Here is a 17,234-nt window from a genome sequence, read left to right as displayed (position 1 = left end):
ATTAGATATTCAATAAGTCGCAAAAATAAGTCTAAAAATTCTTTTATGCTAGTAAGAAAAACACAAGTAATAATACCCACAAAATATCTACAAAGTGCCAGAATATAGCACCTAGCTCAAATCCTAAATAATTTTGAGAGCTATACTTACCTTTAATTGCATTAAATGTTATCACCATTAAGCTTATTAATCCCGCGACAATATGGATCAAGTGCGCAAAAACAATGATATAAATAAAGCTAGCTGATACACTACTACCGCGACCGGTAAAGTAATGCTTTAGGTTATATAAAGTTTCAAAACCTGCGAATTGCATGTAGACAAAAACAGATCCCAAGACAAAAGTAGTAACCGTTAAAACAACAGCACCCTTATTATTTCCAGCTTTAATACTGCGCTTTGCAAGCCACAATGCAATCGAACTTAAAATTATAATTCCTGTACTGTAGTAAAATTCTTGTGGCAATTCTATTTCAACCCAATCTTTTCTGGGCCTACTTACTAGATAACCTGAGGTAAGACCTGCAAACATCATTACCATACTGGCAATCGCAAAATACATCATTTGCTTTTTGCTTCTTGCTAACTTCACCTTATGAGGTACTTCTGTATAATCAGTCATTAACGTAAAAATTTATCGGCAACATAAATTATCTGGATAAGGGTAATGTAACTCACACTAACCAACATTAATTTACGTGCTACTGTTTTACTTTGTTCTTTAAATAATTTGATGGCATAATATAAAAACCACAATCCTAATATTCCTACCAATATTGCACTGTACCAAGTGATGTACAATTCTCCCGTGATGTTAAACACAGGAATTATAGAAATTAAAACTGTCCATATGGTATATAACACAACTTGTAATGCCGTTCCTTTATCGGCAGCACCTGTAGGTAACATTTTAAAACCACCAGCTTTATAGTCGTCTTCTAACATCCAACCTATCGCCCAAAAATGAGGAAATTGCCAGAAAAACTGCAGCATAAAAAGAGTACCTGGCTCTATACCAAAATCACCACTAGCCGCTACCCAACCCAGCATATAAGGAATAGCTCCTGGAAATGCTCCTACAAAAACACACAAGGGTGTTATCGTTTTTAATGGAGTATAAATAGCTGCATATAATACAATACTTAGAGCACCAAAAAATGCCGTCGGTATATTAATAAGATAAAGTAAAAACACACCTGTAAAGGCCATGGCTATTCCATAAGCCCAAGCAACAGGCACACTTATCCTACCCGTAGGAAGCGGTCTGTTTTGAGTGCGCTTCATGAGAGCATCACGATCGCGCTCAATAATTTGATTAAAAACATTTGAACTACCTACAAGAAAATATCCACCTGCACATAAATAAAATAGCTCTAGAAAATCTGCGCTTTCAACAGCAAGAAAATAACCTGCAATAGAAGAAAAAACAACAACCACAGATAGCCTTGGCTTTGTTATTTCAACAAAGTTTTGAATAGCGCTTGGAGATTTTATAACCGTTTCTGTTTGACTCAAATCCTCAATTTAAAAGGTTTGCAAAGATACTTATGAAGTCGTCCTTGAGCAAAGGAATTAACAGATTGTCGCACAATATTTTCCAAGAATAATGCGATAAAAATATTCTTCTAAAGTGAGTGTGAATACGCTTTCGCGAAAGCGTACTTAAATATAAACTTTTACTGCTGTCTAGGTGGTGCGCTGGGATAAAAAAGCGGCTCTTTGACAGGAACATTGTTTACAATAATCCATAAATCACCAACTAGAACAGCCATATCACCGTCATCTACTTTACGCACGGCGTTTTCAGGGAAAGGTATTTCATTTACAACCTCTTTTGAAGAATCTGAATGCATCACCACGTCTCCTTTTTGATTATTGAGTCTCACCCTATACCAGTTAGGTTTATCTGGATGGATATATACCTTATCAGTCCAAGAACCTTTGAAATATACTTTACTAGGCTTTTCATCGAAGAATGCTTTTTCAAAATCAATTAAATATCCTGATCCAGAACCTGGCGCGCCACCACTCCATTGCTGCACAGATATTGTATTTTCATTGTTTTTTGCATTCATAGTTGCTACTCCTTCTTTTGATTTACAATTAACAAGTGTTAATGCAATCACTAAAACCATCCATTTCATTTTTAATCTTTTTACAAACGACTACATAAATCTAGCCAAATTATACTAAAGTGCTTTTAAGATATTTGCTGCCTGTATGAGCTCATCATCCTTTTTAGCAAAACAAAATCTAAGTTTCTTCGTATTATCATTACTCATAAATACCGAAATAGGAATTGAGGCAATTTTGTTTTCAATCGTTAATCTTTTTGCAAAACTTACGTCATGCTCATTAGTTAATGATGAATAATCCAATAACTGAAAATACGATCCTTGAGCAGGCGAGAATTTAAACATACTATCTTTAAGTAAACTTAAAAATAAATCTCTTTTACGTTGATAAAAAGCCCCTAACTCTAAGTAATGTTTTGGTGTTTTCAAATAGTCAGCAAGGGCAACTTGAATGGGATGATTTACACAAAACACTAGGTATTGATGAACCTTTAAAAATTCTTTCATTAGAACTTTACTCGCGACACAATAACCGGTTTTCCAGCCTGTTATGTGATAGGTTTTTCCAAAACTACCAATTATAAAACTACGCTCTTTTAGACCTTCAAAACTTGCGGCACTCATGTGTTTATTATCGTCAAAAACTATATGCTCGTAGACCTCATCACTTATACAAATTAATCCATGGTCTACCACCAGTTTTTGCAAGCAAAGCATATCTTCCTTACTCATAACGGTTCCGCTAGGATTATGTGGTGTATTTATTATAATAGCCACCGTTTTATTCGAGATTTTTTGCTTCACTAGATCCCAATCTATCGTAAAGTTTTGCACATCCATGCTTATAGGTACAGGTATACCACCAGCTAATTGAATGGCTGGCTCATAGCAATCATAGGCTGGTGTAAAGTAGATGACTTCATCTCCAGGATGAACTATCGCTTGTATCGCTGTAAATATAGCTTGGGTAGCTCCTGCAGTAATACAAATTTAATCATCTGGTCGATAGATAGCTCCATAGCAATTGTGAATCAAATTACTTAAGGAAACTCTAATTGACAACAAACCCTGCATGGGTGCATATTGATTGTGGTCATTAGTAATCGCATTTTTGATTAATGATTTTAAGTGATCATCTGTTGAAAAGCTAGGAAATCCTTGTGATAGATTAATTGCACCATGCTCTCGTGCCAGATCACTCATCACGGTAAATATGGTCGTAGAAACATGTGGTAATTTGGAATTGATCATAAATAAGTAAATAAAAAAACCTCTCTTGTTAAAAATAAGCAAGAGAGGTTTAAGTTCTATTTAAATTGTGTGTTATCCTATAGTTTCAGCCTTAAGATACTCACGATTCATACGTGCGATATTTTCTAATTTAATACCCTTTGGACATTCTACCATACATGCACCTGTATTCGTACAGTTACCAAATCCTTCAAGATCCATTTGACGCACCATATTTTCAACACGGGTAGTTGCTTCTACCTGACCTTGTGGTAATAAAGCGTATTGAGAAATCTTAGCACTTGTAAATAACATCGCACTTGCATTTTTACAAGCTGCTACACAAGCTCCACAACCTATACAAGTTGCACTATAGAAAGCCTCATCGGCATTTTCTTTCTCAACTGGAATAGCGTTTGCATCTTGCGTGTTACCAGATGTGTTAACCGATATGTATCCACCAGCTTGCTGTATTCTATCAAAAGCTGAACGATCTACCATTAAATCCTTAATTACCGGAAAAGCTGCTGCTCTCCACGGCTCAATAGTAATGGTATCACCATCTTTGAACTTTCTCATGTGTAATTGACATGTTGTTGTCAATTTTTGAGGACCATGCGGTTGACCGTTTATCACCATTGAACATGCACCACAAATACCTTCGCGGCAGTCATGATCAAATTCTACTGGCTCTTCACCTTTGTTATTAAGATCCTCGTTAAGGATATCCATCATTTCAAGAAACGACATATCACCGTCTACACCATCTAACTGGTAGGTAACCATTTTACCCTTGGCATTTGCGTTTTCTTGTCTCCAGATTTTTAAAGTAAGTTTCATACTTTCTATATTTTATAGATTACGCTTTCGCGAAAGCGCAACATTTAAAATTCAATTATTTATAAGATCTCGTTTTCAATTCTACATTTTCAAAAACAAGATTCTCCTTGTGAAGTTTTGCCTCACGTGGGTTTTCATTGTATTCCCAAGCACTTACATAAGTGTAGTTTTCATCGTCACGCAATGCCTCACCTTCTTCTGTTTGATACTCCTCACGGAAGTGACCACCACAACTTTCATTACGATCTAGAGCATCTTTGGCAAACAGCTCTCCTAATTCTAGGAAATCAGCTACACGACCAGCTTTTTCAAGCTCTTGGTTTTTAGTGTCGGCACTACCAGGAACACGTACGTTTTGCCAGAAATCTGCTCTTAACTCAGCGATTTCATCCATCGCTTCCTTAAGCTCTTTCTCATTTCTAGACATACCACATTTATTCCACATAATAAGACCTAGCTTCTTGTGGTAATAATCTACTGAATGTTTACCGGAACCATTCATAAGTTTAGAAATACGATTGCGCACATCCTTTTCTGCCTCGTCAAATTCTGGCGTATCCGTAGAAATTTCACCTGTACGAATTTCATTTGACAGGTAATCTCCTATTGTGTATGGTAACACAAAGTAACCATCAGCCAGTCCTTGCATCAAGGCACTTGCTCCTAATCTATTTGCACCATGGTCAGAGAAATTTGCCTCACCTGCTGCAAAACAACCTGGCACTGTTGTTTGTAAATTATAATCTACCCATAATCCACCCATTGTATAGTGAACCGCTGGGAATATTTTCATAGGAACCTCATAAGGATTGTCATCGGTAATATTACGATACATATCAAATAAGTTACCGTACTTTTTCTCGATTACTTTTTTACCTAAAGCAATCATTTCCTCTTCGGTTGCGTTTTTCTTACCACTAGTTAAGGCTTCTATCTTACCATATCGTAAGAATGAAGCTGCAAAATCTAGATAAACAGCATTACCTGTTTTATTTACACCATATCCTGCATCGCATCGCTCTTTTGCTGCACGAGATGCAACATCACGCGGTACAAGGTTACCAAATGCTGGATATCTTCTTTCTAGGTAGTAATCTCTTTTCTCCTCTGGTAAATCAACACCTCTTAACCTACCTTCTCTAATAGCTTTTGCATCTTCTAGATCCTTAGGAACCCAAATACGCCCATCGTTACGTAGCGATTCGGACATCAGAGTTAATTTAGACTGGTGTTCACCACTCACTGGTATACAAGTAGGGTGAATTTGTGTAAAACATGGATTTGCAAAGAAAGCTCCACGACGGTGCGTTCTCCAAGCAGCCATAACATTACTACCCATTGCATTTGTAGAAAGGAAGAAAACATTACCATATCCTCCTGAGGCAATTACCACTGCATGAGCTCCATGTCTTTCTATCTCACCTGTAACTAAGTTACGAGCAATAATTCCTCTTGCTTTTCCATCTACTACCACAAGATCTAACATCTCGTGACGGTTGAATGGTTGTACTTTACCTCTATTGATTTGTCTGTTAAGAGCAGAGTAAGCTCCTAACAGCAATTGTTGTCCTGTTTGTCCTGCAGCATAGAATGTTCTAGAAACTAAAACACCACCAAAAGATCTATTGTCCAACAATCCTCCATATTCACGAGCAAAAGGAACACCTTGAGCAACGCACTGGTCAATAATATTTCCAGAAACTTCTGCTAATCGGTGAACATTTGCCTCACGAGATCTGTAATCTCCACCTTTAATGGTATCGTAGAATAGTCGGAAATTTGAATCTCCATCTCCTTGATAGTTCTTGGCAGCATTGATACCTCCTTGTGCAGCAATAGAGTGCGCACGACGTGGCGAGTCGTTATAACAAAATGTTTTTACATTATAACCTAGCTCTGCAAGAGTAGCCGCTGCGCTACCACCTGCTAGACCTGTCCCTACAACAATTACGTCAATTAAACGCTTGTTTGCTGGGTTTACCAGATTGATAGTATTCTTGTGTTTCGTCCACTTATCTGCAAGTGGTCCTGATGGTACTTTTGAATCTAATACAGACATAATTAGTTTGTATGATTTAGATGGTGAAACAATGCTATAAAGATAAATCCTGCTGGTATTAGAATACTCCAAACCTTAGTAAATTTCTTTAAGCCTTCTCCTTTATTTACACTCTTTGCTCCCATAGATTGGAAAGAGCTATTGAAACCGTGCCATAAATGCATTGCTAGGAGTACAAAAGCAATAACATATAGAACTACTCTCCAGATAGGAGCAAATTTTTCTACAGTTTCTTCATAATATCTTGTTGGGTCTTCTGGATTCACCTCAACATACTTATAAGCCATTTCATGAACCCAAAAGTCATACATATGTAATCCCATAAATGCTAGAACAACAAGTCCTGTGATGATCATATTACGAGAAACCCAGCTTGCATTAGCATTTCCTGGGCTGCTTTTATATTTTATTGGTCTTGCCTTATTATTTTGAATTTCTAACACAATACCCATAACAAAGTGAATGATAATACCAGCAATTAAAACTGGTTGCAAAACATATTGCACTAATGGATTATAACCCATAAAATGTGACCATTCGTTAAAAGTATCTGGTGCAATTACTGACGTGATATTAATAACAAAATGCTGCGTTAAAAACACTACTAAAAATAGCCCTGATAATGCCATCACCCATTTTCTTGCTAGTGATGATTTTACTAATGCGCTCATGTATAAATTTTTAATTTCACGCAAAGATAACCTCTCAATTGATAGAATTCAATCGTTATAATTGCAAGCCGAGTTAAAAACTCTTATTTGGATTGAATCTTAATTAAGTAAATTAGACTTTACGTTGCATTAAGTAGAAATACTGGCCTTTTCCTTGCAAAAAGTTCGTTAAGATTTTGTTTTTGAAATGGATATAGATAAACGAGAAAAACAATTAGATACCTAAACAATTTATCCTTTTAAATAAAAATTAATAAGGTTACTGTATTAGTCTATTACCCCAGTTTCTAGCATATAATTCACTATTGCTTCCTTCATAAGTAGAGATTGCTCACCAGCCTTTAAAGGTGGTAATTTTTCTTTTAGAAGGTAATGCGGCCATTTATCCTCATCAAAATGAGAAAATTCATAATACCCATATGGTTCAAGCAATCTACATATAGCTATATGCATGAGCTGTAATTTCTCATCTTTTTTAAATTTTCTATGTAATTGACCTAACTCTTGAACGCCGATAACAAATAGAATAGCATCTAGATCTAGCTCTTCTCCATCACCGAAACGCTCCTGAAAAAAACTCTCAGTCGTTTTCCATCTCTTTATTAGTAGCTCATCTTTTGTCATGATGCAAAGATAGAAGAAGCTCATCGTATTTATTAGTATGAGAAGTATATAACTATCTTTGAATTTCTTAAGTAACACATTATGAAATTGTATCTTGTACCTACACCTATAGGGAACCTAGAAGACATCACATTTAGAGCTATTAATGTGCTAAATGAAGTTGACTTGATTCTAGCAGAGGATACTCGTACTAGCGGAAAATTACTACAGCACTACAGCATAAATACTCCTATGCAGTCTTATCACATGCATAATGAACATAAAATAAGTGATTCTATAATAGAACGAATTGCTGCAGGGACTAGTATGGCCTTAATAACCGATGCTGGTTCTCCAGGAATAAGCGACCCAGGATACCTGCTTACTCGCAAGGCTATTGAATCAAATATAGAAGTTCAAGCATTACCAGGAGCAACAGCTTTTGTGCCAGCCCTAACCGTATCTGGATTACCTAGTGACAAATTTGTATTTGAAGGTTTTCTTCCCGTTAAAAAAGGGCGACAAAAAAGGTTGTTGTTTTTAAAAGAAGAAACGCGCAGCATTATATTCTATGAATCACCACACAAGCTAGGGAAAACATTAAATGACTTTATGGAACACATGGGAGCTGATCGTAAAATAAGTGTTTCAAGAGAAATTTCTAAAATGTTTGAGGAGCATTTTAGAGGAACAGTACAGGAAGCAATTTCACACTTTCAATCTAAAAAAACCAAAGGAGAGTTCGTTTTAATTTTGGAAGGAATGATATAGGCTAACTTAAACTTTCCAAAAAGCTTGCAATTTTTCTATCATTAGACAATCGCGGTAATTTGTTTTGCCCACCTAATTTACCAATAGTTTTCATGTAGGATTTAAATCCATCCTTAGGAACGGTTGTTATTTTTAACGGTTGTAAAACCTTACCTACTATGAGATCGTCGTAATAACTATTTTGATTACGTAGCGCTTGATCTAAATCTGCACTAAATTTTTTCTTGTCAAAAGACATGTTTTGATCGAATTCTATGAACCATTCGTGGTATGGTAATTCACCATCATTTGGGTTTAACTGAGGTGCAACAGTAAATTCGTTGATTATAACCTCTTGAACATCACAAGCTTCTTTCATTGCCTGTTCAACCTCTTTTCCTATTACGTGCTCACCGCTGGCACTTATATAATGTTTTATTCTACCTGTAACAACTACTCTGTAAGGTTGAACTGAAGTAAACGCAATTGTATCACCAATGTTATAAGCCCATAATCCAGCAGTAGTAGAAATAATCATCACATAATTCACACCTACTTCCACATCTGCAATGGTAAGTCTAGGAGGATTTTTATCATAAAACTGATCTGCAGGAATAAACTCATAAAAGATACCAGCATCTAGCAGCAATAGCATACCTTTTTCATTTCTAGTATCTTGATATGCAAAAAAGCCTTCACTTGCAGGAAAAAGCTCAATACTATCCACCTGTCTACCTATAAGTTGTTCAAATCTAGCCTTATAAGGTTCAAAATTTACACCACCGTAAATAAACAAATTGAAGTTAGGAAATACTTCACCTACAGGCTTTCCTGTGCGCTGTACGATTCGTTCAAAATACATTTGCACCCAGCTGGGAATACCTGAAATTACACTCATGTCTTCTGGTAAAGTTTCATCGATAATAGCCTCGACTTTGGTTTCCCAATCCTCGATACAATTCGTTTCCCAAGAAGGCATCCTATTGCGCTGAAGATATCCAGGTACATAATGCGCTACAATACCGCTCAATCGACCTAGTTGAACACCATTTTTATCCTCCATTTCTGGACTTCCTTGTAGGAATATCATTTTTCCATCCACAAAATGACTATTACCGGTCTCATTTATGTAGCTCAAAATAGCATTGCGTGCTGCTTTTATATGTTCAGGCATGCTCTCTTTGGTGATAGGAATATATTTGGCTCCACTGGTTGTTCCAGATGTTTTGGCATAATAAAGAGGTTTACCTGGCCATAAAACATCGCTTTCTCCATCAACCACTCTATCCACATAAGGCCTTAAATCCTCGTAATCACGTACAGGCACTTGTTTTGTAAATTCTTGATGTGTTTTTATGGATTTGAAATTATGATCGTTTCCAAAATCAGTCGAAGAAGCAGATTCCAATAAATGCTTGAAAACTTTGTTTTGAGCTTCAATTGGATTTTCACTCCACTTACGAGTTTTACGATCGATAAACTTAGCAAATATGCGTGCTGCAAAGGACTTTAACGACATTATTTAAAGCTAATAAAGTTACTTGGATCTAATGGGTAACCATCGCTCCATATTTCAAAGTGTAAATGAGGTCCAGTAGTAAGCTCACCTGTGTTACCTATACTAGCGATAACTTCACCTGATTCTACTCGATCATTTTGTTGTTTGAGAAGTTCACCAGCATGTTTATATACCGTTATTAAACCAAATGCGTGTTCTATAATCACCGTATAACCAGTTTCAACTGTCCACCCAGAAAAAATTACAGTTCCATCTGCTGCAGCTTTTATAGGAGTTCCTACAGACGCTGCGATATCGACAGCATAGTGATCTTCTTCTGGATTGAATGATCCTGTTAGTGATCCTGATACAGGTGTATACAGAACAAATTCAGTACGCACACTCGCATCGTTTAAAATGTTGTATCGGTCAACTTTTGCAACCTCATTGCGCAATTCGTTTTCTTGTTCACTAGGTGACAAATCTGGTACGGCTTGTATTGTTGTGGTAGAATCTTCTGCAGTGGTACTTTCATATTCTTCAAAAGTTAAGTCACCTAGAAGAATTTTTTTTATTCGGTTATATTGTTCGTCTTTAGTCGCCAGCACTTGTCTTAATGAATCAGTTTCCTTTGTCAATTGAACTGCAGTACTTTTAGTTTTGGCATTAGAATAACCTGGAATATACTCTCTTAAAGGCGTAAAAGCGATGAGTAAGGTGGTTAAAACAATAAGCAATAATGCGCTTATGGCAGTGATAAAGAATACGTTTAACCTATTCAGCTTTAAAGAAAAACGTTCTTCAAAGGTGTCATCATTGAGCACTACCATACGATAGTGACTGGTCCATCTACTCTTTTTTCTAGAGAATTCGTTCCCTTTTTTCTTTTTTCTTTTTGCCATTTTATTCTTCTAGTACAAATATAGGATAATCAAAAAAGCTCCCTATACTAGCAGCTGATTAAATAACGTTTAATAACTATATTTACCCAAAGCTATTGCCTCATGAACTTAAAAAACTTCTTACTCTTATTCCTCTTTTTTATTGGTTTAACTTCCTGCTCCACTGACTTTAAACGTGTAGAAGTTAAAACTTCAAGTTTAGAAGGATATATTGAAGGTGGAAATGGTCTAGGTTTATATGGTAAAGCCTCTTTAAAACTGACCGGCGATTCGTTAGTGATGAAGGACTGGCCTATGTCTAGACTAGTAGATAACCTTAATGTAATTATAGACAGCTCCCTTACTGATCAAACAAGCTTTAACGAGGTATATACGATTAAAATTGCTAACAAGTCACAGCTCGAACAACGCGAGTTTATTGATTCCTTGCTTGTTCAATTGAATCGACTTCAATTAGTGAAGTAATTCAAAGTAAAAACCTATGTTCAGGATCCTTTTATTCCTTTGCGAAAATAAAAGATTATAAATACCGTTCCTGAAATAGATTTCCAGTCTAAATCCAAATACTTTACCTTTTGAATTTTAGAAACGCATTCACGTGATTAATCTACAATTAATCTTTGCGTTATACTGCCTTGTTCACTGTTAACTTGAATCATGTAAATTCCTGATGCTAGAGAACTTACATCGATCTGATCTTGGTAACCAGATTGATGCATTATATATGAGCTAATTAACACACCTCGTAGGTCATAAACAGTATAGGAGTCAAATTGCACGTTACTAGTCATGGTAACCGAGTCATGAGCAGGATTAGGATACAAACTCATTGTCATTGCGGTAACGTCGCTATTGCTCAATGGCATTGCGACTGTAGTTGTTTCTAGGTTGGTAATAATTGGAAAATTAAAGTCAAAATAAATACCAGCTTGATTTGAAATGGTATCACCTAAAACTAAGCTGCTCACAGTTTTAATCTTGAACAACACATAACCTTGACTGGCTGGTGCAGTGTTAGGCAAGTTGATGTTATCAAAAATAAACTCCACCTTGTTGCCTTCGGTGATTTGGGCCATATAGTCATGACTGCTGCTTAATGGTGTGAATGTGCTGATATCAAATACAGCAGTATCTATATAATCTACGATACGCACGTTAATAGCACTTGCCGTACCTTCATTTTCAAAACGTATACGATAATGCACGTACTCACCTACCCTACTAGGTTCTATGGTTTCACCTTGTAAGCAGGTTTTGTCATTGGGATCGTAAGAATTGACAACCGTTTGATCTAGATCAAACACATTGTCCAAAGGAGTAGCATCATTTGCACTAGGCGTTAAGGATGCGGTGAAGTTTAGAATGTCATTACTGTTTAATGGGAAGCTAGGATCAGTTGGTGTATTCATATTGATTGTAAAGTCAATTTCTCTAGTTTCAAATGGATCAAGATTTGAAAAACTCCAGTTAAGGTTACCTACACTACTAGATGACACGGCGGGATTTGCACTCACAAAATCCATAAAATCATCATCATAAGTAAATGCGATATTACCTGATAACTGGGTATTTCCTTTGTTTTTGTAAACTAGTTTATAATTAGTATCAAAACCTGGTCGTGCTTCTTCTAAAGGTAAAATAGTGATTTCTAAATCGTCTGTAGGTGTGGTTGCGGTAAGGCAGAAATCTTGAGTGGTGGTGTTTTGATTGGCTGCGGTGAAAGTTGCCGTTGCTGGTGTTGCAGCAAATAGATTCGTATTTATAATTGGGAAAATGGTATATGTGTCATCAGATAAGGTGGTTGAATAATTACCATTATTATCGGTGTAAAGAACTAAAGTTGTCAAACCATTGGAAATATTTACTCCAGTGTTAGGAAGAATAACATCGTTAGAATTACAACCATTATTGTTCATATCATACAAGACAAAGCCATCAATACCATTGTCTGGACAATTTACATCTAGCGAATCTCCTAATAAACTCCATCCATTTTGTAATAGTATGTTTCTATTAAAACTATCGCAATAATTCAATTCAGAACTAAAACTGTAATTATAAAGATTTAATTGAACGAATTTTTGCAATAATCTATCATAGTTATCTACGTCAAGTCCAGATAAATATCCGAAAGATGAAAGCCGAAGAAAATTCGCAACTTGTGGATCATTATTCAAGCTAACGGGATTAAAATTCCATGTTGAAATATTTTGGTTGAAGTTAGTAGCTTCTGCAAACATACTTTGGAAAGTGCTAACCTCAGCAACATCCCAATTATCTAGAGGCTGATTAAATGCAATTGCCTCTCTAAACATAGAGGACATGTCAGTAACATTTGAGACATTCCAATTATTTAACGGCTGATTAAAGGAATCTGTTTTACTGAACATATTGGACATATCAGTAACATTTGAGACATCCCAGTTGTCCAAAGGTTGATTAAATAAAGGAGCGTTTTCAAACATTTTACTCATGTCAGTAACATTAGAAACGTCCCAATTACTAAGTGCTTGATTGAAAATACCAGCACTATTAAATAAACCTGACATATTTTGAACATTAGAAACGTTCCAATTATCAAGGGTTTGATTAAAACTGACTGCACGTTGAAACATAAAACTCATATTTGTGACATTTGATACATCCCAATTATCTAAAGGCTGATTAAAATTACTTGCCTCACGAAACATACGGCTCAAGTCTGAAACATTTGATACATTCCAATTATCTAAAGGCTGATTGAAAGGAGTTTCTGAGAACATCAAACGCATATTTGTAACATTTGATACGTTCCAGTTATTTAAAGGTTGATCAAAAGATAAAGCACCAGCAAACATCTGTTGCATGTTAGTAACATTAGCAACGTTCCAATTATTAAGAGGTTGATTAAAGCTAGAAGCACTTGAAAACATATCGGTCATATCGGTGACGTTAGAAACATCCCAATTATCTAAAGGCTGATTGAAAGGAGACAGAGAAAAAATAAAGCTCATATCAGTAACATTTGAAACACTCCAATTATTAAGTGACTGATTAAAAGATGTTTCGCGAAACATATAACGCATATTGGTAACATTGGAAACATCCCAGCTAGATATATCGGAATTGAAATTATCCGCACCAAAAAACATATAAGATAAATCCGTGACTAATGATAAATTAGGAGAATCCGCAGAGTTAATCGTTAAGTTTTTACAATTATAAAAGGCATTGTTCATAGTTTTCCATTGTGAAAATCCCCATTGACTCATTGTAATATTTAAAGAGGTGTTTTTGAAACCTGCCGTATCTAATAAACCGCTTATAAAAATTGTTTTGACACCATTTGTTGCATAATTATGACTAACATTGATTTCAAATCCTAGGTCATTCACTGTTTCTTGTTGACCATCTCCCCAGTCAATTATGGCTACCGTTTCTGGATCTATATATAAATCAAGATAATTATTAGTTACATCAACAGTAAACACAAAATCATCAGGAGTTTGCGCAATGGATTGAAATCCTATAAAAAGAAAAGAGATGAATACTATTAGTTTTTTCATGGTTGGTGGTTAATGACACGAAAATAAGGCTTTTACTCATCTTATTTGTATGGTAGTTCTTAATATTTGTAGTTAGGATAATTTGTGGATTCATCACATTTAATTCCCCTAAAAGGTTGTTATAGTTTATGCTTTCGCGAAAGCGTAAATTTCACTAACTTCACTACGCTATAATAAAAAGCTACCACCATGAGTATTTTTGATAAAATAAAAGAGAAATTAAGCCACGAATTTATTGATATTGTTGAGTGGCTGGATTATACCGACGATACTATTGCACACCGTTTTGAACGCTATCAAAACGAAATAAAAAACGGCGCCAAACTAATCGTACGTGAAGGACAAGCTGCGGTTTTTGTGAATGAAGGACAACTTGCAGATGTATTTACACCAGGAACGTACGATCTGACTACTCAAAACCTACCTATTCTTTCAACTTTAAAAGGATGGAAGTATGGTTTTAATTCGCCATTTAAAGCAGAGGTTTACTTTGTAAACACGCACTTATTCACTGATGAAAAATGGGGAACTAAAAACCCAATTACCTTAAGCGACGATAGATTTGGATTAGTTGAAATAAGAGCCTTTGGTACTTATGCATTTAAAATTAATGATCCAGGTAAGTTTATCATTGACATTGTAGGGACTGATAACAATTTTACCAACTTTGAGATTAATGAACACTTAAAAAGTCTGATCGCCACACGTTTTACTGACACTGTAGGAGAAGCTAATTTACCTATTGAACTATACGCTGCAAATACATCAGAACTTTCTGAAACCTGCAAGGAAGTAATGCAGCCTGAATTTTTGGGCGTAGGTATTTCACTAGAGCGTTTTTACATTGAAAATGTATCGATGCCAGAAGATCTTAAAAAAGAGATTTTTGAGTACAGTCGTATTGATAAGTTAGACCTAGACAAGCTTACAAAATTCAAAACGGCCAAGGCAATCGAAGCGGCAGCAGCAAATGAAGGAGGAACTGCTGGTGCCGGAATGGGAATGGGAATGGGATTTGTTCTAGCCCAACAAATGGGCGGCATGATGAATCCAACAGCTGGAACAACAGCCGCACCTCAAACTCAATCAGCGCCTGTGGCGCCACCACCATTACCGCAGGCTGTTCAATACTTTTATGCACTCAACGGCGCACAAGCCGGACCTGTTCCTTTTGAACAATTAAGAGCTTTATTTGCAGGAAGAACCGTGAACAAAGAAACTTTAATATGGCGCGCAGGATTAGACGGTTGGAAAGCTCTTAAGGACATTGATGAATTAAAAGTCTTTTTAGGAGGAACTACACCACCGCCATTACCTAATTCTTAATAAATAGCTCGTGAGCGAGTCAATAAAAAGCGTTTCAAAACGTAAAAAGTCCTGCGTCAATTGTGGCGCAGAACTTACTTATGAACCTGGTACAGACCTAATAACTTGTGATTATTGTGGTCATAAAGAACAAATTGAACATAAGGAGCAACCTTTTCAAGAAATAGAATTACTTCCTTATCTAGAACAGTTAGGATCACAATCGCATTCCACAGAATTAAGTTTGTTGGATTGTAAAAGTTGTGGTGCTACCCAGCATGTTGAAGAATCCTACAAAACTTTGCAATGTGTTTATTGTGCATCGCCGTTGCAAATTGATGAACTATATCGTGAGGAATGGATACAACCAGGCGCTCTTATTCCGTTTCAAATTAATCAAGGTAAAGCTCATTTAATATTTAAAAACTGGGTTAATAAACTTTGGTGGGCTCCTAATAACTTAAAAAAGGCTTCATTAAGTCCTGAAAACACCAAAGGTCTTTACTTACCCTATTGGACATTTGATGCGCAATTACAAGCAGGTTATACTGGAATGCGAGGTGATTACTATTATGTAACAAAAACAGTAGGTAGTGGCGAAAACAAAAGACAGGTTAGAGAAAGAAGAACAGACTGGAGTCCTGCTGCTGGTAATGTCTCTGGATTTATCGATGACACTTTAGTTAAGGCTACTAAAAAACAGCAGTCCCAAATTCCCGAGCAAGTTGCTAGGTGGGATTTAAAACAGCTTACTAATTTTGACTCGCGCTTTCTAGCTGGTTATGTGACAGAGAAATACACCATTTCTTTAAAGGAAGGACACATTGTATCTAACAAGCGTGCTGAGGAGATTTGTAGAAATTGGATACGTCGTGATATAGGTGGAGACACTCAAAAAATAAGTAGTGTCAACATGTCTTTAGATGATGAAACCTTTAAACACATATTATTACCTGTATACATAAGTAGTTATTATTACAACAGTAAACAATATCACTTCTACGTAAATGGGCAAACTGGTAAAATACACGGCTCCAGGCCCTACTCATTCTGGAAAATATTTTTTGCGGTAGTTTGTGCACTTATCATTCTTACAGTCATTATTGTAGTGTCGAGCCAGGTTCAATAACCTTATTTATTTAAAATCTTAACCTGTTTTTCAGGTTCCTCGAGTAAAAGTGCATTGTAATCTAAGGTCCAACCGATAGTTTGTGCAAGGGTTTCCATCATTTGAATCGCTTGTAAAGCTTCTTGTTGAGCTTGCTCTAAAAGGCCACTTTCTGGTATTTTGTCAATGATATGTTGCTTTGCGTTTCTTGAAATTTCAGTAAGATCAGAACTAGAAAAATAGTTTGCCCAACCTTCTTTTTTGTCATAGTAATTAAGATCCGTTTCAATACTCATTACTTGTGGCTGTGGAAAATTAGTAAGAGTAATCGTTTTACGTTTAGGATCACTATGCATTTTGATTTTAGTTAAATCATAGCCTATATGTGCTTTGGCATTTACCAGGACAATAGCCTTCTTTTTACCTAGTAATAGGGTCATGAGTTTTTCCTTTACATTTTCGTAGTGATATATCTCGGCAAAATCTCCTTCAACAGTAATGAATTTACATACCGTGCGTATTTTTTCCATGAGCACCACGCTTTGTTCCTTAGTATTATTTTTTGAATGGTTGCCCTTAACTAAGAATTTGAAAATAAAAAAAGATATTACTGCTCCTGCTGCTAGCCCTATAAATAAGTACTCCATA

17 protein-coding genes are annotated in these 17,234 nt (G+C 36.0%); 4 read left to right on the top strand and 13 right to left on the bottom strand.

Annotated elements, in window-relative coordinates; genetic code table 11:
• Positions 1–43: 43 nt before the first annotated feature.
• The 9 genes from AAT17_RS08225 to AAT17_RS08190 all read right to left on the bottom strand — a co-directional run bounded on the left by AAT17_RS08225 (position 44) and on the right by AAT17_RS08190 (position 7,499).
• Complete coding sequence (locus AAT17_RS08225) at positions 44–622, bottom strand: cytochrome c oxidase subunit 3 (RefSeq protein WP_253279758.1); 579 nt, start codon at positions 620–622, stop codon at positions 44–46.
• On the bottom strand, positions 622–1,515 hold the full coding sequence (gene cyoE / locus AAT17_RS08220; RefSeq protein WP_060523590.1) for a heme o synthase: 894 nt from the start codon (positions 1,513–1,515) through the stop codon (positions 622–624). Before cyoE ends, AAT17_RS08225 begins: the two co-directional genes overlap by 1 nt.
• A 161-nt stretch (positions 1,516–1,676) precedes the next feature.
• Positions 1,677–2,144 (bottom strand): hypothetical protein, encoded by a 468-nt coding sequence (locus AAT17_RS08215; protein WP_060523589.1) that lies wholly within the window; start codon positions 2,142–2,144, stop codon positions 1,677–1,679.
• Positions 2,145–2,189: 45 nt separating this feature from the next.
• Positions 2,190–3,059 (bottom strand): aminotransferase class I/II-fold pyridoxal phosphate-dependent enzyme, encoded by an 870-nt coding sequence (locus AAT17_RS08210; RefSeq protein ID WP_367379290.1) that lies wholly within the window; start codon positions 3,057–3,059, stop codon positions 2,190–2,192.
• A 6-nt stretch (positions 3,060–3,065) separates the two neighbouring features.
• On the bottom strand, positions 3,066–3,326 hold the full coding sequence (locus AAT17_RS13575) for a hypothetical protein (RefSeq protein ID WP_367379273.1): 261 nt from the start codon (positions 3,324–3,326) through the stop codon (positions 3,066–3,068).
• Positions 3,327–3,398: 72 nt separating this feature from the next.
• The gene (locus AAT17_RS08205; RefSeq protein WP_042277010.1) at positions 3,399–4,145 is read right to left on the bottom strand and encodes a succinate dehydrogenase/fumarate reductase iron-sulfur subunit; all 747 of its coding nucleotides are present in this window, start codon (positions 4,143–4,145) and stop codon (positions 3,399–3,401) included.
• Positions 4,146–4,200: 55 nt separating this feature from the next.
• Positions 4,201–6,204, bottom strand: a complete 2,004-nt coding sequence (locus tag AAT17_RS08200) for a fumarate reductase/succinate dehydrogenase flavoprotein subunit (RefSeq protein WP_060523588.1) — start codon at positions 6,202–6,204, stop codon at positions 4,201–4,203.
• A gap of 2 nt (positions 6,205–6,206) precedes the next feature.
• On the bottom strand, positions 6,207–6,875 hold the full coding sequence (locus tag AAT17_RS08195; protein ID WP_060523587.1) for a succinate dehydrogenase cytochrome b subunit: 669 nt from the start codon (positions 6,873–6,875) through the stop codon (positions 6,207–6,209).
• A 267-nt stretch (positions 6,876–7,142) separates the two neighbouring features.
• Positions 7,143–7,499: a hypothetical protein gene (locus AAT17_RS08190; RefSeq protein WP_060523586.1), complete on the bottom strand. Its 357-nt coding sequence runs from the start codon at positions 7,497–7,499 to the stop codon at positions 7,143–7,145.
• An 81-nt stretch (positions 7,500–7,580) separates the two neighbouring features.
• Here AAT17_RS08190 and rsmI point away from each other — a divergent pair, with 81 nt between their 5' ends.
• Positions 7,581–8,249, top strand: a complete 669-nt coding sequence (gene rsmI / locus AAT17_RS08185) for a 16S rRNA (cytidine(1402)-2'-O)-methyltransferase (RefSeq protein WP_060523585.1) — start codon at positions 7,581–7,583, stop codon at positions 8,247–8,249.
• A gap of 1 nt (position 8,250) precedes the next feature.
• Here rsmI and AAT17_RS08180 read toward each other — a convergent pair whose 3' ends face one another.
• Together AAT17_RS08180 and AAT17_RS08175 are read right to left on the bottom strand one after the other, a co-directional pair.
• Positions 8,251–9,747: a GH3 auxin-responsive promoter family protein gene (locus AAT17_RS08180; protein WP_060523584.1), complete on the bottom strand. Its 1,497-nt coding sequence runs from the start codon at positions 9,745–9,747 to the stop codon at positions 8,251–8,253.
• Positions 9,747–10,628: a M23 family metallopeptidase gene (locus AAT17_RS08175; protein WP_060523583.1), complete on the bottom strand. Its 882-nt coding sequence runs from the start codon at positions 10,626–10,628 to the stop codon at positions 9,747–9,749. The genes AAT17_RS08180 and AAT17_RS08175 overlap by 1 nt, the downstream gene beginning before the upstream one ends.
• 102 nt (positions 10,629–10,730) lie before the next feature.
• Between AAT17_RS08175 and AAT17_RS08170 the strand changes: the two genes are divergently transcribed.
• Positions 10,731–11,093 (top strand): hypothetical protein, encoded by a 363-nt coding sequence (locus tag AAT17_RS08170; RefSeq protein WP_060523582.1) that lies wholly within the window; start codon positions 10,731–10,733, stop codon positions 11,091–11,093.
• A 137-nt stretch (positions 11,094–11,230) separates the two neighbouring features.
• Here AAT17_RS08170 and AAT17_RS08165 read toward each other — a convergent pair whose 3' ends face one another.
• The gene (locus tag AAT17_RS08165) at positions 11,231–14,173 is read right to left on the bottom strand and encodes a BspA family leucine-rich repeat surface protein (RefSeq protein WP_060523581.1); all 2,943 of its coding nucleotides are present in this window, start codon (positions 14,171–14,173) and stop codon (positions 11,231–11,233) included.
• Positions 14,174–14,362: 189 nt separating this feature from the next.
• Here AAT17_RS08165 and AAT17_RS08160 point away from each other — a divergent pair, with 189 nt between their 5' ends.
• Together AAT17_RS08160 and AAT17_RS08155 are read left to right on the top strand one after the other, a co-directional pair.
• Positions 14,363–15,499 carry an SPFH domain-containing protein gene (locus AAT17_RS08160; protein WP_060523580.1) on the top strand — a complete coding sequence of 379 codons (1,137 nt, stop codon included), beginning with the start codon at positions 14,363–14,365 and terminating at the stop codon, positions 15,497–15,499.
• A gap of 10 nt (positions 15,500–15,509) precedes the next feature.
• The gene (locus AAT17_RS08155) at positions 15,510–16,607 is read left to right on the top strand and encodes a hypothetical protein (RefSeq protein WP_060523579.1); all 1,098 of its coding nucleotides are present in this window, start codon (positions 15,510–15,512) and stop codon (positions 16,605–16,607) included.
• 2 nt (positions 16,608–16,609) lie between these two features.
• Here AAT17_RS08155 and AAT17_RS08150 read toward each other — a convergent pair whose 3' ends face one another.
• Positions 16,610–17,233, bottom strand: coding sequence for a DUF4230 domain-containing protein (locus AAT17_RS08150; RefSeq protein ID WP_060523578.1), 624 nt, complete (start codon positions 17,231–17,233; stop codon positions 16,610–16,612).
• Position 17,234 lies beyond the last annotated feature (1 nt).

It is taken from the genome of Nonlabens sp. MIC269, assembly GCF_001430865.1.
GTDB classification, from domain to species: domain Bacteria; phylum Bacteroidota; class Bacteroidia; order Flavobacteriales; family Flavobacteriaceae; genus Nonlabens; species Nonlabens tegetincola.
Note: the sequence above shows the minus strand (reverse complement) of the source record. Positions and strands in the feature narration are given on the sequence as shown.

What these genes read in the sequence shown, in the direction of transcription:
- AAT17_RS08165 (WP_060523581.1), bottom strand. Translation starts at nt 14,173, where the DNA reads ATGAAAAAACTAATAGTATTCATCTCTTTTCTTTTTATAGGATTTCAA.
- rsmI (WP_060523585.1), top strand. Translation starts at nt 7,581, where the DNA reads ATGAAATTGTATCTTGTACCTACACCTATAGGGAACCTAGAAGACATC.
- AAT17_RS08200 (WP_060523588.1), bottom strand. Translation starts at nt 6,204, where the DNA reads ATGTCTGTATTAGATTCAAAAGTACCATCAGGACCACTTGCAGATAAG.
- AAT17_RS08150 (WP_060523578.1), bottom strand. Translation starts at nt 17,233, where the DNA reads ATGGAGTACTTATTTATAGGGCTAGCAGCAGGAGCAGTAATATCTTTT.
- AAT17_RS08180 (WP_060523584.1), bottom strand. Translation starts at nt 9,747, where the DNA reads ATGTCGTTAAAGTCCTTTGCAGCACGCATATTTGCTAAGTTTATCGAT.
- AAT17_RS08225 (WP_253279758.1), bottom strand. Translation starts at nt 622, where the DNA reads ATGACTGATTATACAGAAGTACCTCATAAGGTGAAGTTAGCAAGAAGC.
- AAT17_RS08190 (WP_060523586.1), bottom strand. Translation starts at nt 7,499, where the DNA reads ATGACAAAAGATGAGCTACTAATAAAGAGATGGAAAACGACTGAGAGT.
- AAT17_RS08160 (WP_060523580.1), top strand. Translation starts at nt 14,363, where the DNA reads ATGAGTATTTTTGATAAAATAAAAGAGAAATTAAGCCACGAATTTATT.
- AAT17_RS13575 (WP_367379273.1), bottom strand. Translation starts at nt 3,326, where the DNA reads ATGATCAATTCCAAATTACCACATGTTTCTACGACCATATTTACCGTG.
- AAT17_RS08170 (WP_060523582.1), top strand. Translation starts at nt 10,731, where the DNA reads ATGAACTTAAAAAACTTCTTACTCTTATTCCTCTTTTTTATTGGTTTA.
- AAT17_RS08215 (WP_060523589.1), bottom strand. Translation starts at nt 2,144, where the DNA reads ATGAAATGGATGGTTTTAGTGATTGCATTAACACTTGTTAATTGTAAA.
- AAT17_RS08205 (WP_042277010.1), bottom strand. Translation starts at nt 4,145, where the DNA reads ATGAAACTTACTTTAAAAATCTGGAGACAAGAAAACGCAAATGCCAAG.
- AAT17_RS08175 (WP_060523583.1), bottom strand. Translation starts at nt 10,628, where the DNA reads ATGGCAAAAAGAAAAAAGAAAAAAGGGAACGAATTCTCTAGAAAAAAG.
- AAT17_RS08195 (WP_060523587.1), bottom strand. Translation starts at nt 6,875, where the DNA reads ATGAGCGCATTAGTAAAATCATCACTAGCAAGAAAATGGGTGATGGCA.